Annotated in this window: 10 protein-coding genes; 5 read left to right on the forward strand and 5 right to left on the reverse strand. The window is 69.1% G+C overall.

What is annotated here, in order from left to right; genetic code table 11:
- The first annotated feature begins 12 nt into the window (after positions 1 to 12).
- The 5 genes from SH203_RS09020 (at position 13) to SH203_RS09040 (ending at position 8,565) form a co-directional block, all read left to right on the forward strand.
- Positions 13 to 1,440 carry an NAD(P)-dependent oxidoreductase gene (locus SH203_RS09020; protein ID WP_087120532.1) on the forward strand — a complete coding sequence of 476 codons (1,428 nt, stop codon included), beginning with the start codon at positions 13 to 15 and terminating at the stop codon, positions 1,438 to 1,440.
- Positions 1,441 to 1,602: 162 nt separating this feature from the next.
- Positions 1,603 to 6,114, forward strand: a complete 4,512-nt coding sequence (gene gltB, locus SH203_RS09025; RefSeq protein WP_087120533.1) for a glutamate synthase large subunit — start codon at positions 1,603 to 1,605, stop codon at positions 6,112 to 6,114.
- Between the two features lie 34 nt (positions 6,115 to 6,148).
- On the forward strand, positions 6,149 to 7,462 hold the full coding sequence (locus tag SH203_RS09030; protein ID WP_087120535.1) for an ammonium transporter: 1,314 nt from the start codon (positions 6,149 to 6,151) through the stop codon (positions 7,460 to 7,462).
- Positions 7,463 to 7,814: 352 nt separating this feature from the next.
- A complete protein-coding gene (locus tag SH203_RS09035) occupies positions 7,815 to 8,249 on the forward strand; it encodes an Hsp20 family protein (protein WP_087120536.1) in 435 nt (144 codons plus the stop codon).
- 64 nt (positions 8,250 to 8,313) lie between these two features.
- On the forward strand, positions 8,314 to 8,565 hold the full coding sequence (locus SH203_RS09040; protein WP_087120537.1) for a DUF1150 domain-containing protein: 252 nt from the start codon (positions 8,314 to 8,316) through the stop codon (positions 8,563 to 8,565).
- A gap of 20 nt (positions 8,566 to 8,585) precedes the next feature.
- Here the strand turns inward: SH203_RS09040 and SH203_RS09045 are convergent, their stop codons facing one another.
- The 5 genes from SH203_RS09045 to SH203_RS09065 all read right to left on the reverse strand — a co-directional run bounded on the left by SH203_RS09045 (position 8,586) and on the right by SH203_RS09065 (position 12,972).
- Complete coding sequence (locus SH203_RS09045; RefSeq protein ID WP_087120539.1) at positions 8,586 to 9,050, reverse strand: PTS sugar transporter subunit IIA; 465 nt, start codon at positions 9,048 to 9,050, stop codon at positions 8,586 to 8,588.
- 78 nt (positions 9,051 to 9,128) lie between these two features.
- Positions 9,129 to 9,830, reverse strand: a complete 702-nt coding sequence (gene hpf / locus SH203_RS09050) for a ribosome hibernation-promoting factor, HPF/YfiA family (protein ID WP_087120684.1) — start codon at positions 9,828 to 9,830, stop codon at positions 9,129 to 9,131.
- A 75-nt stretch (positions 9,831 to 9,905) separates the two neighbouring features.
- Positions 9,906 to 11,402 carry an RNA polymerase factor sigma-54 gene (gene rpoN, locus SH203_RS09055; protein WP_087120541.1) on the reverse strand — a complete coding sequence of 499 codons (1,497 nt, stop codon included), beginning with the start codon at positions 11,400 to 11,402 and terminating at the stop codon, positions 9,906 to 9,908.
- Between the two features lie 245 nt (positions 11,403 to 11,647).
- Positions 11,648 to 12,442: an LPS export ABC transporter ATP-binding protein gene (gene lptB / locus SH203_RS09060; protein WP_200808870.1), complete on the reverse strand. Its 795-nt coding sequence runs from the start codon at positions 12,440 to 12,442 to the stop codon at positions 11,648 to 11,650.
- Positions 12,443 to 12,468: 26 nt separating this feature from the next.
- Positions 12,469 to 12,972, reverse strand: a complete 504-nt coding sequence (locus SH203_RS09065) for an LptA/OstA family protein (RefSeq protein WP_200808871.1) — start codon at positions 12,970 to 12,972, stop codon at positions 12,469 to 12,471.
- Positions 12,973 to 12,974: the final 2 nt, after the last annotated feature.

Genomic DNA, 12,974 nt, shown 5'->3' on the forward strand with positions numbered 1-12,974 from the left:
CATATGCGAGACATGCATAAGACCCTGAAGCAAGGCGGGACATTCGTCGTCGAACCCCGCCGCCTGTCCAAGGCCTCGGCCGAACTGCGCGCGCGCGGGTTCGGAGAGATCACGATTCCGCCCTCGACCGAGACGGCCGAGAAACAGGCGTCGCGCTGCACCGACTGCGGCGTGCCGTTCTGCCAGAACGCCTGCCCGCTTCAGAACAACATTCCCGACTGGCTTCGTCTGTCGGCCGAGAACGAGGCGCGCGAGGCCTGGCGCGTGTCGTCCCAGACCTCGACCATGCCCGAAATCTGCGGCCGCATCTGCCCGCAGGACCGGCTGTGCGAGGGCGGCTGCACCCTGAACCAGTCCGGCTGGGACGCCGTGACCATCGGCTCGGTCGAGGCCTGGCTGGGCGATCAGGCGTGGGAGAAGGGCTGGGTCGAACCCATCCGCCCCGCCGCCGAACGCGGCGAGACCGTGGGGATCGTCGGCGCGGGTCCGGCCGGTCTGGCCGCCGCCGACCGGCTGCGTTCCGAAGGCTATCAGGTCACGGTCTATGACCGGCACGACCGCGCGGGCGGCCTGCTGATCTACGGCATTCCCGGCTTCAAGCTGGAGAAGCACGTCGTCCAGCGCCGCGTGGATCGTTTAGCCGAGGGCGGCGTCCGCTTCGTGCTGGGCTGCGAGGTCGGCAAGGACGTGACCCTGACCGAATTGCGCGACCGCCACGACGTCGTGCTTCTGGCCATGGGCGTCTATCAGCCCCGCATCCTGTCGGCGCCCGGTCGCGGGCCGGATTCGACGGTCGAGGCCCTGTCCTATCTGACCCATCAGAACCGCCGCGACCTGGGCGACGCCGAACAGGACGGCTGGCACGAGGCGCGCGGCAAGCGGGTGGTCGTGATCGGCGGCGGCGACACCGCCATGGACTGCGTCCGCACCGCCATCCGTCAGGGCGCGGCCTCCGTCACCTGCCTGTATCGCCGCGACCGCGAGAATATGCCCGGCTCGGCGCGCGAGGTCGTCAACGCCGAGGAGGAAGGCGTCGTCTTCGAATGGCTGGGCGCGCCCAAGGCCCTGCTGTCGCAAGGCGACACCGTCACCGGCGTCCGCGCTGCGCGGATGCAGCTGACCGAGGCCGCCCCTGGCCAGCGTCGCGACATCGTGCCCGTCCCCGGCGCCGACTTCGACATTCCCGCCGACATCGTCATCGAGGCCCTGGGCTTCTCGCCCGAGCCGTTCGCGGCGCATGAACCCGATCTTCGCCTGCGCGACGACGGCACGATCAAGGTCGGCGCCGTCAGCTTCGCCACCAGCCTGCCCGGCGTCTTCGCCGCCGGCGACGCGGTGCGCGGCGCCTCCCTGGTCGTCTGGGCCGTCCGTGAAGGCCAGGACGCCGCCGCCGAGATCGACCGCTACTTCAAGACCCGCACTGAGGAGGTCGCGGCATGACCCTCCTCAAACTTCCGCTCATCCCCGCGCAGGCGAGGACCCAGATCTCTGGGCGCTCCGACGGAGCAGACGGATCAACGATTTTTATCCCTGACGCCGGCGTCTCGCGACAGCACTGGCTCCCCGCCTTCGCGGGGATGAGCGGAGGGGTTGGGTAAGCTTATGACCTGGTTAGACACCTACAACGAAACCCGCGACCGGCTGGAAGCCGCCAACGCCTATGACCGCGCCTCAGAGCGCGACGCCTGCGGCGTGGGCCTGGTCTGCTCCATCGACGGCACGCCGCGCCGCGACGTGGTCGACTATGCGATCCGCAGCCTGAAGGCCGTGGCCCACCGGGGGGCGGTCGATCCCGACGGCCTGTCGGGTGACGGCGCGGGCATCATGGCCGAACTGCCGCAGGCCTTCTTCGCCGAACAGGTGGCCTCCATCGGCCAGAGCCTGCGGCCCGGCCCGATCTGCGTCGGCCAGATCTTCCTGCCGCGCACCGACCTGGGCGCCCAGGACCGCGCCCGCGCCATCGTCGAGACCGAGGCCCTGCGCGGCGGTTTCTGGATCTATGGCTGGCGCCAGACGCCCATCGACCTGTCGGTCGTGGGAACCAAGGCCGGCGCGACCCGGCCCGAGATCGAACAGATCATGCTGGCCCCGCCGCTGGACGACGCGGGCCAACCGCTGGACGGCGAGGCGCTGGAACGCGAACTGTATCTGTGCCGCCGCCGCATCGAGAAGACGGTCAAGACCGAGAACCTGCCCGGCGTCTATATCTGCACCCTGTCCGCCCGCTCCATCGCCTACAAGGGCATGGTGCGCGCCGAACTGCTGGGCGACCTGTATCCCGATCTGGAAGACCCGCGCTTCGTCTCGGCCTACGCCGTCTTCCACCAGCGGTATTCGACCAACACCTTCCCCGAATGGAAGCTGGCCCAGCCCTTCCGCATGTTGGCCCACAACGGCGAGATCAACACGCTGAAGGGCAATCTGAACTGGATGAAGTCGCACGAGATCCGCATGGCGGCCGGCGCCTTCGGCGACCGCGACCGCGAGGTCAAGCCGGTGGTCCAGCCGGGCGGATCGGACTCTGCCGCGCTCGACAACGTCATGGAGGTGCTGGTCCACGCCGGTCGCCCCGCGCCGATGGCCAAGGCCCTGCTGATCCCCGAAGCCTGGGCCAAGGACGACGTGGTCATGCCCGCCGAACACCGGGCCTTCTACGCCTATTGCAATGCGGTGATGGAGCCGTGGGACGGCCCGGCCGCCATCTGCGCCGCCGACGGTCGCTGGATCGTGGCGGGCAAGGACAGGAACGGCCTGCGTCCCCTGCGCGCCGTCGAGACCGTCGACGGCCTCTTAATGGCGGGGTCCGAGGCCGGTCTGGTGCCGATCCCCGAAAGCCGGGTGAAGCGTCGCCTGCACATCGGCCCCGGCAAGCTGATCGCCGTCGATCTGAAGCACGGCCGCGTCTATGACGAGCACGAGGCCATCGACGCCCTGGCCGCCGACCATCCCTATACGGAATGGCTGGACAATATGGTCGATCTGGAGCCGATCATCGGCCCCGGACCGGAACCGCGCTCGGTCTCGGGCGAGGCCCTGACCCGCCGTCAGATCGCCGCCGGATACAGCCGCGAGGACCTGGACCTGCTGCTGGACGCCCTGGTGCGCGACGGCAAGGAGGCGGTCGGCTCGATGGGCGACGACGCCCCGCCCGCCGTCCTGTCGGCCCTGCCGCGTCCGCTGAGCCACTATTTCCGCCAGAACTTCAGCCAGGTGACGAACCCGCCCATCGACCCCTTGCGCGAAGCGGGGGCCATGAGCCTGAAGACCCGGTTCAAGAACCTGGGCAATATCCTGGCCGAAGAAGAGGCCCAGACCGACGTCTTCGTTCTGGACAGCCCGGTCCTGACCAACGGCATGTACGAGCGGATGGTCGAGACGGTCGGCGCCGGTTCGACTGTGGTGATCGACTGCAGCTACGACCTGCCGTCCGACGAGGCCCGCTCCGGCGCCGGTCTGCGCGCCGCGCTGGACCGGATCATGGACGAGGCCGAGGCCGCCGCCCGCGACCGCGCGGCCCTGATCGTCCTGACCGACCAGCATGGGTCCGCCGATCGTCTGGCCGCGCCGATGATCCTGGCCACGGCCGGGGTTCACGGCCGCCTGACCAAGGCCGGTCTGCGCTCCTACTGCTCCATCGTGGTCCGCACGGCCGAGACGCTGGACCCGCACGGGTTCGCAGTCCTGGTCGGGGTGGGCGCCACCACCGTCAACGCCTGGCTGGCCCAGGACCTGTTCCAGGAGCGTCTGGACCGGGGCCTGTATCCCGGCCTGACGCTGCGCGACGCCTGCCTGAACTATAAGGCCGGCATCGAGGCGGGCCTGTTGAAGACCCTGGCCCGCAAGGGGATCAGCGTCATCTCCGCCTACCGCGGCGGCTGCGAGTTCGAGGTGCTGGGCCTGTCGCGGGCCCTGACGGCCGAGTTCTTCCCCGGCGCACCGTCGCGCATCTCCGGCATCGGTCTGGCCGGTCTGGAGCAGGCGGCGATGAAGCGGCACAAGGTGGCCTGGGGCGAGGCCGCGCCCTCGCCCGCCATCGGCGGCTTCTTCAAGATCCGCAGCGGAGGCGAGGCCCACGCCCACGAGGCCCGGACGATCCACCTGCTGCAGGACGCCTGCAACCGGGGCGACTATCGCCGCTTCAAGCAGTTTTCCGAGGTCGTCCGCGCCCAGGCCGACCTTTCCCTGCGCGACCTCCTGGACTTCCGCGAAGGCACACCCATTCCGCTGGATCAGGTCGAGAGCGTGTCGGACATCCGTCGCCGCTTCCTGACCCAGGCCATGTCGCTGGGCGCCCTGGGGCCAGAGGCGCACGAGACGCTGAACATCGCCATGAACCGCATCGGCGCCCGCTCGGTGTCCGGCGAGGGCGGCGAAGACCCCGAACGCTACCACCCGCGCCCCAACGGCGACGACGCCAACTCGGCGGTCAAACAGGTGGCGTCCGGCCGGTTCGGCGTCACCGCCGAATATTTGAACCAGTGCCGCGAGATCGAGATCAAGGTGGCACAGGGCGCCAAGCCCGGCGAGGGCGGCCAGCTGCCCGGCTTCAAGGTCACGGAATTCATCGCCCGGATGCGCCACGCCGTGCCCGGCACGACCCTGATTTCGCCGCCGCCGCACCACGACATCTATTCGATCGAGGACCTGGCCCAGCTCATCTACGATCTGAAGGCCATCAACCCCGACGCGCGGGTGACGGTGAAACTGGTGTCCGCGTCGGGCATCGGCGCCATCGCGTCGGGGGTGGCCAAGGCCAACGCCGACGCCATCCTGATCGCCGGCCACAACGGCGGCACCGGCGCCTCGCCCCAGACCTCGATCAAGCACGCGGGCCTGCCGTGGGAGATCGGCTTGGCCGAGGCCCATCAGGTGCTGACGCTGAACAATCTGCGCGGCTCGGTCACGCTGAGGACCGACGGCGGGGTCCGCACGGGCCGCGACGTGGTCATCGCCGCCATGCTGGGGGCCGAGGAATACGGGGTCGGCACCGCCGCCCTGATCGCCATGGGCTGTCTGATGGTGCGCCAGTGCCATTCCAACACCTGCCCCGTCGGCGTCTGCTCCCAGGACGACCGCCTGCGCGAGAAGTTCACCGGCACCCCGGACAAGGTCGTCAATCTGTTCACCTTCATCGCCGAGGAGACGCGCGAGATCCTGGCCTCCATCGGCGCCCGGACGATGGACGAGATCATCGGCCGCACCGACCTGCTGCGTCAGGTGCGTCGCGGCGGCTCGCATCTGGACGACCTGGACCTGAACCCCCTGCTGGTTCAGGTGGACGAGGGCGCGGCGGGCAAATGGGCCGACAAGACGGCGAGGAAGCCCATCGCCGAAAGCCTGGACGCGCGGGTGCTGAAGGACGCCGTCCGCTTCCTGGATCGCGGCCAGACGCTGGAGCTGTCCTATCCGCTGAACAACACCCAGCGCACGGTCGGCGCCGCCCTGTCGTCCGCCATCGTGCGGCGCTTCGGCGCGCAGGGGCCGGCCGGGCGGCTGAAGCTGCATCTGGAAGGCATCGCGGGCCAGAGCTTCGGCGCCTTCGCGGCCAAGGGTCTGGAGCTGCATCTGACGGGCGAGGCCAACGACTATGTCGGCAAGGGCCTGTCGGGCGCCGAGATTTCGGTCCGCACCCCCGAATGGCGCGAGGACCAGCTGATCTGCGGTAACACCACGCTCTACGGCGCGACCTCCGGCCGCCTGTTCGTGGCGGGCGCGGCGGGCGAGCGGTTCGCGGTCAGGAACTCGGGCGCGGAAGCCGTGGTCGAGGGTCTGGGCGCCCACGGCTGCGAATATATGACCGGCGGCCGCGTGGTCGTTCTGGGTCCGGTCGGCTGGAACCTGGCGGCGGGCATGAGCGGCGGCGAGCTGTTCGTGCTGGACCAGCCGGGCGCCGCCGAACGCGCGCTGAACGGCGATCTGGCGGGCATAGCCGATCTGGACGCGGCGGCGGCCGAACGCCTGAAGGGCCTGATCGAGGCCCATCTGGCGGCGACCGCTTCGCCCCTGGCGCGGCGTCTGCTGAGCGATTGGGACGCCAGCCTGCAACGCTTCGTCCGCATCGCGCCCCTGACCGAGATCGTCGCCCGGTCAGAACGGCTCAAGACCTCCGCCTGACCTGGTTTTCCTCTCTCCTGCCCGAGACCGCCGCATGAACCGAACCGCCGCCCTCGCCGCCTCTCTCGCCGCGGGGGCGGCGTTCGCGGCCTCGCCCGCCCTGGCGGCGCCCGCCCTTCTGCCCCATCAGGCGCCGCTGGTGCTGGACGCGGCGGCGACGGCCTGGATTCTGACCTCCACGGCCCTGGTCCTCTTGATGACCCTGCCGGGGCTGGCGCTGTTCTACGGCGGCATGGTCAGGAAGAAGAACATCATCAGCGTCATCGCCCAGTCGGCGGCGGCCTTCGCCATCGTCTCGGTGCTGTGGTTCCTGATCGGCTACGCCCTGTCGTTCGGTCGGGGACCGGGCGTCCTCGACGGCGTCGTCGGCGGGGTCCAGGCGGCCTTCCTGAACGGGGTGACGATGCAGACGGCCAACGCCCTCTTGCCCGGCCTGCCCGAACTGCTGTTCGTCAGCTTCCAGATGACCTTCGCCATCATCGCCCCGGCCCTGGTCGCCGGCGCCTTCGCCGAGCGGATGAAGTTCTCGGCCAGCCTGCTGTTCTTCGGCCTGTGGCACCTGATCGTCTATGCGCCGATCTGTCACCAGGTCTGGGGCGGCGGCTATCTGGGCCATCTCGGCGTGCTGGATTTCGCGGGCGGCGCGGTGGTCCACGTCAATGCGGGCGTCGCCGGCCTGGTCTGCGCCCTGGTGCTGGGGCCGCGTCACGGCTTCGGTCGCGACAACATGGCCCCCGCCAACCTGGCCTATAGCGCCATCGGGACCGGCCTTCTGCTGGTCGGCTGGCTGGGCTTCAACGCCGGATCGGCCGGGGCCGCCGATGCGCTGGCCGCCGTCGCCGCCTTCAATACCATTCTCGCCGCCGGGGCCGCCGCCCTGGGCTGGATGACGATCGAATGGTTCGACCGCAAGCGTCCGACCCTGCTGGGCCTGCTGTCCGGCGTCGTCGGCGGTCTGGTCGCCATCACCCCCGCCGCCGGCTTCGTCGATCCCAAGGGCGCCTTCTTCATCGGCCTGATCGCCGGCCCGGCCTGCTATGCGGGCGCGGTCTGGCTGAAGCACGCGCTGAAATACGACGACAGTCTGGACGCCTTCGGCGTGCATGGCGTCGGCGGCATCGTCGGCGCCCTCTTGACCGGCCTGTTCGCCACCACCAGCGTCAACGCCCTGGCCGAGGGCGCCGCCGTCTGGAAACAGGCCGTGGGCCTGCTGGGCGCCATCGCCTGGAGCGCGGCCGGCACCTTCGTCGTCCTGATGATCTGCAAGTTCACCACGGGCCTGCGCGTCAGCAAGGATCAGGAGGTCGAGGGGCTGGACTACACCCAGCACGGCGAGGCCATCCACTAGGGGCGCTCGACATTCAGCCCACCACCGTCATTCCGGGGCGTCCGCAGGACGAACCCGGAACCCAGGAGGCGGACATCCGGCGTTGGATGCGTTCAACAGCGCGACTGTGGCCCTGGATTCCGGGTTCTTCGCTCCGCTCAGCCCCGGAATGACGCGCCGGGACGCCTGTTTTCACGACTGTCCATTGAACCTGGGCCGTCAGCCTCGGGTCGAGCCCGAGGATGACGGGATTGGGGACGACGGGCGCCGAAGAGTTGATCCCGCCCCGGCCAGCCCCCATCTTCATCTGTGACGGACGGTCCTGCCGATTGCGGGGGACCGGCCGCCGGTCGCTTTCTCGCAAGGACCCCAGATGACGACGACGCGCACCATCCTGTTCGACAGCCCCTTCCTGCTGGGCTTTGACCACACCCGCGCCCTGATCGACCGCGCCGCCAAGGCCGCGGCCGAAAGCTATCCCCCCTATAACGTCGAACAGATCGGCGATGCGGGCGTGCGGATCAGCCTGGCCGTCGCGGGTTTCTCGCCCGAGGAGCTGGCCATCACCCTGGACGGCCGCCAACTGACCATCGCCGGCAAGCGCGACGACGCCGGCAAATCGGGATCGGGGGCCGACCAGACCTTCCTGCACCGGGGCATCGCCGCGCGCGGCTTCGTCCGCAACTTCGTCCTGGCCGACGGGCTGGAGGTGTCAGGCGCCCGGCTGGAGCATGGTCTGCTGCACGTCGATCTGATCCGGCCCGAGGCCGAGCGTCAGGTGCGGCGCATTCCCATCACGGCCGGCTGAAACCTGCGGCCGTTCCGAACCGCCCGGCGATCCGGGCGTTGTCAAATCGAAGGAGGCGGTCCTAATGACGCCGATGACCATGACCAAGGAAGATTTCGCCGGCCTGGGCGCCCCCGACCTCGTCTATGTGCGCGAGATCAAGGCGTCCGACCTGCTGGACGAAGCGGTGCAGATGAAGGACGTGGAGATCGATCCCGGCCAGTCGCTGTACGCCGTCCATAGCGCGGACGGCGAGCGTCTGGCGGTCATGATCGACCGCGACACCGCCTTCGCCGCCGCCGTGGCGCACGAGCTGGAGCCCGTCTCGGTCCACTGACCGGCGACGGGACCGCCCCGTCAGGCGGCGGTCGCTGTATTCTCTTTCACGAACAGGGCCCGCACCGCATCGGTCGTATGGGCCTGTCTCAACTGCTCGCGCAGTTCGGGCGAACGCATTGCGCGCGACACCGCCGCCAAGGCCCGCAGATGCTCGGCCCCCGCCTTGGGCGGCGCGAACAGGCCGAAGATCAGGTCGACCGGCCGATCGTCCACCGCATTATAGGCGACCGGCGTATCCAGCCGCATGAACACCGCCGTCACCCGGTCGATCTCGGACAGACGCGCGTGCGGCACCGCCACGCCAGACCCCAGCCCCGTCGATCCCAGGGCCTCGCGTTCCATCAATGCGTCGAACACCTTGGCGTCCTCGACGCCCAGCGCATGGCCCGCCGCCTCGGACAGGGCGTGCAGGGCCTGGCGTTTGGACGACGCCCCCCCGCGCAGCACCACGCCCTTGGGCGCGAGCAGATCACCGATGTCCATCAGACAACCCTCGATTACGCAAACGAACGGCGCGGGCGCCCGTTTAGAGGCTCCCGCGCCGAAGTCAAACTCAGCCGTTCAGTTCATGGCGGCGTCGGTCGTGGCCCCGTTGGCCTTATCGTTGTTCACATGACCGCCGTTGGTCTTGCCGTTAGTCGCCGAGGTCCGTTCCGGGTCGATCCAGCCCACGTTTCCGTCGGGGCGGCGATAGACCACCGCTAGGCCGCCGTGGGCCGCATTGCGGAACAGCACGACCGGATAGCCGGTCATGTCCAGTTCCAGCACCGCACGTCCGACCGTGATGGTGCGGATTTCGTGTTCCGTCTCGGCGATCACCATGCCCAGCGGCGGCGGGCCGTCGTTCTGGCTCGCGTCGCCGAAGACGTCGTCCTCCACGCTGTCGGGGTCCCGCAGCACGATGCTGCGGGCGACTTCGCGGGCGGCGTTCTCGGTCTTCTCGGGCGAAAGGCCCTTGGGGCCGATATGGTGATCCTTCAGGCGGCGCTTGTAGCGACGCACCCGGGTTTCCAGGCGATCCAGCGCCTCGGTGAAGGCCGAATGGGCGTCGCCGCCGAATCCGGTCGTCACCAGCGTCTGGCCCGACGCGAGGCGGACCCAACAGTCCACCTTGAAGCCATGGCCGTCCTTGGACACCACGACCTCGGCGTCGTCACCGCCGCGGGCGAAGTATTTTCCGACCCCGTCTTCGAGTTCCTGGGAGATGCGCGAGCCTAACGCTTCGCCGACATCCACTTGCTTGCCGCTGACTTGGACTTGCATGCCGATAGAACGCGCCCGCCCCGATTTGGTGTCAATCCAGATCACCATTTTGTGGTGAAGCTTGCACGATTATTTTCAGGCGGTCTTCAGCATCCGCCGACGTTGCACCGAGGACGGAATCCTCAAGGCTTCCCGATATTTGGCCACCGTCCGGCGGGCGATGTCGATGCCGGTTTCCTTCAGGATTTCGACGATCCGGTCGTCGGACAAAACGTCGCCCTCCAGCCCCTCGCCGTCGATCATCGTCTTGATCTTGTGACGGACGGCTTCGGCCGAATGGCTGGCCGCCCCGTCTACCGACTGGATGGCGGCGGTGAAGAAGAATTTCAGCTCGAACACACCGCGCGGCGTCGAGACATATTTGTTCGAGGTGACGCGGCTGACGGTCGATTCGTGCATGCCGATGGCGTCCGCCACCGTCTTCAGATTCAGCGGCCGCAGGAACTCCACCCCGAAGGCGAAGAAGGCGTCCTGCTGGCGCACGATCTCGGACGACACCTTCAATATGGTCTTGGCCCGCTGATCCAACGACTTGACCAGCCAGTTGGCCTGGGCCGCGCAGTCCGCGACAAAGGTCTTTTCCGTATCCGACCGCGCGCCCGCCTGGACCAGGCCGTGATAGCGTTTGTCCACCAGCAGGCGCGGCAGGGTGTCGGCGTTCAACTCCACCCGCCAGCCGCCCGCCGGATCGGGCCGCACATGGACGTCGGGCACGACCGTCTGGGCCGGCTCCCCGCCGAAGCCCGCGCCCGGACGCGGCGTCAGCGCCTTCAGCTCGGCGATCATCTCGGCGAGGTCTTCGCCGTCCACGTCGCACGCCCGGCGCAGGGCCGTCAGGTCGCGCCGCGCCAATAGGTCCAGATTGTCCAGCAGCGCCGCCATGGCCGGGTCGAACCGATTGCGCTCGATCAGCTGCAGCTTCAGGCATTCCGGCACCGACCGCGCCATGATCCCCGTCGGCTCGAACCCCTGACAGACGCCCAGCACCGCCTCGATCCGCGCCAGCGGCACGCCCAGCCGATCCGCGAACTCGGCCAGTTCGCCGCGCAGATAGCCGCCCTCGTCCGTGGCGTCGATCAGGGTCAGGGCGATGCCGTGGTCCGCCGCCGTGAACCCGGCCGAGGACGCCTGGGCCTGAAGATGCTCCCACAGCGTCGGCTCGTGGGTGTCGGGCCGTTCGCCCTCGCCCTCGAACACCGAGCCGCCCTTGCCGGCGCTGGACCAGTCCGACAGCCCCGGCTGGGCCTCGTCGGTCATCCGGTCGCTGGTGCGCTCGCCCGGCGCGGCGTCGCCATAGACGTCGTCCGATCCGGCGTCCATCGCCGCGACCGAGCCCTCGCCCACCCCGTCGCCGAAGGTCATTTCGACATCGCCGGTCTCGGCCCGCTCGACCGCCTCGGGCGTCTCGCCCTCCGGCTCCTCGCGCTGCAGCAGCGGATTGCGTTCCAGTTCCTGCTCGACGAAGTCGTCCAGCTCCAGGTTCGACAGTTGCAGCAGCTTGATCGCCTGCTGCAGCTGGGGCGTGATGACCAGCCCCTGCCCCTGCCTGACCTCTAACCTCTGCCCGATCACGTCCGCATCCCGCCGCCTGGGCCGAAGTGGCCCGGAACTTGCTGGGGCAGAATGTCGCCTAATCCGTTAACGTCCGACGAACGCGCTTTTCGTCTCCTCCCCATTTCATGGGGAGGTGGCGCGGCGCGCCTTCGCGCCGTGACGGAGGGGCTGTCCCCCGCATCGTAGGTGCCGGTGGGACGTTGAGAACCCCTCCACCGCTTCGCGGTCCCCCTCCCCGCTTCGCAGGGAGGAGACGCTAATCGTCAGACGTAGTTTTCGCCCAGATACACCCGGCGCACCTCGGCGTCGTGGATCGCCTCGTCCGACGTGCCTTCGAACAGGACCGCGCCGTTGGAGATGATCGAGACCCGGTCGGTGATGTCCAGCGTCTCGCGCACATTGTGGTCGGTGATCAGCACCCCGATCCCCTGGCTGGCCAGATAGCGGATCACGGTGCGGATGTCGGCGATGGCCAGGGGGTCGATGCCGGCGAAGGGTTCGTCCAGCAGCATGAAGGACGGCCGCCCGGCCAGGGCGCGCGCGATCTCGACCCGCCGCCGCTCGCCGCCCGACAGGGCCGTCGCCGCCGCATGGCGCAGGTGGTCGATATGCAGTTCGTGCAGCAGCCGCTCGGTCTCGGCCTTGATCTGGTCGGGGGGGTAGTTCAGCTCGACCACCGCGCGGACGTTCTTCTCGACCGTCATGCCGCGAAAGATCGAAGCTTCCTGCGCCAGATAGCCCAGGCCCATCCGCGCCCGCTGATACATGGGCTGGCCGGTGATGTCCTCGCCGTCCAGCCAGATCGAGCCCGAGTCCGGCGGGATCAGGCCGGTGATCATGTAGAAACAGGTGGTCTTGCCCGCCCCGTTCGGCCCCAAGAGGCCCGCGACCTCGCCCCGCTGAACGGTCAGGGACACGTCGCGCACCACCTGCCGCGCCCCGAACGAGCGGGCGATGCTGACGACCCGCAGGCCCTTTTCGGCCGGCGCGACGACGGGCGGCGACGCGGCCGCCGGCCGGTCGTCCAGGTTCAGGGCGGAGAGTTCCTTGCGCGCCAAATCAGTGATCCCGAGGCCGCGCGGCCTCAGTTCCCGCTGGGATAGAAGACGCCCTGCACGCGGCTGCCGGCGGCGCCGCGCGGCGCGCCGTCCATGCGGGCGGTCTCGGTGTTGATGTTATAGACCAGACGCGATCCGGTCAGCACGTTCTGGCCCTGGGTCAGGATGACGTTGCCCGTCACCACGATCTCGCCATTGCCCAGATTATAGACCGCACGGTCGCCGCGCATCGACTGGTCCGGGGTGACGAAATAGACGGTCCCGGCGGCTTCCGCCCGCTCCAGGCTGCCGCCGTCGCTGCTGACCAGCGTCAGGGTGTCGGCGCGGAAGCGGTTGCCGCCCTGGGTCGCCTCGGCCCGGCCGCGCAGGATCACCCGGTTGGGCGCGTACTCGACCGAGTCGGCGCCATAGGCCACCGGCTGGTTCGACGCCTGGGCCCGCGTCTGGCTCTGGCTCTGGGCGTCGCCCACGGCGGGCGCGGCGACGACCGCGACCAGCGCGACGGCCGCCAGGGCCCGGGAAATCTTCATCG

The organism is Brevundimonas sp. SH203, assembly GCF_002157625.1.
Lineage (GTDB): Bacteria > Pseudomonadota > Alphaproteobacteria > Caulobacterales > Caulobacteraceae > Brevundimonas.

Excerpts from the sequence above, each read along its gene's own strand:
- SH203_RS09020 (WP_087120532.1), top strand. The coding sequence starts at position 13 with ATGCATAAGACCCTGAAGCAAGGCGGGACATTCGTCGTCGAACCCCGC.
- gltB (WP_087120533.1), top strand. The coding sequence starts at position 1,603 with ATGACCTGGTTAGACACCTACAACGAAACCCGCGACCGGCTGGAAGCC.
- SH203_RS09030 (WP_087120535.1), top strand. The coding sequence starts at position 6,149 with ATGAACCGAACCGCCGCCCTCGCCGCCTCTCTCGCCGCGGGGGCGGCG.
- SH203_RS09035 (WP_087120536.1), top strand. The coding sequence starts at position 7,815 with ATGACGACGACGCGCACCATCCTGTTCGACAGCCCCTTCCTGCTGGGC.
- SH203_RS09040 (WP_087120537.1), top strand. The coding sequence starts at position 8,314 with ATGACGCCGATGACCATGACCAAGGAAGATTTCGCCGGCCTGGGCGCC.
- SH203_RS09045 (WP_087120539.1), bottom strand. The coding sequence starts at position 9,050 with ATGGACATCGGTGATCTGCTCGCGCCCAAGGGCGTGGTGCTGCGCGGG.
- hpf (WP_087120684.1), bottom strand. The coding sequence starts at position 9,830 with ATGCAAGTCCAAGTCAGCGGCAAGCAAGTGGATGTCGGCGAAGCGTTA.
- SH203_RS09065 (WP_200808871.1), bottom strand. The coding sequence starts at position 12,972 with ATGAAGATTTCCCGGGCCCTGGCGGCCGTCGCGCTGGTCGCGGTCGTC.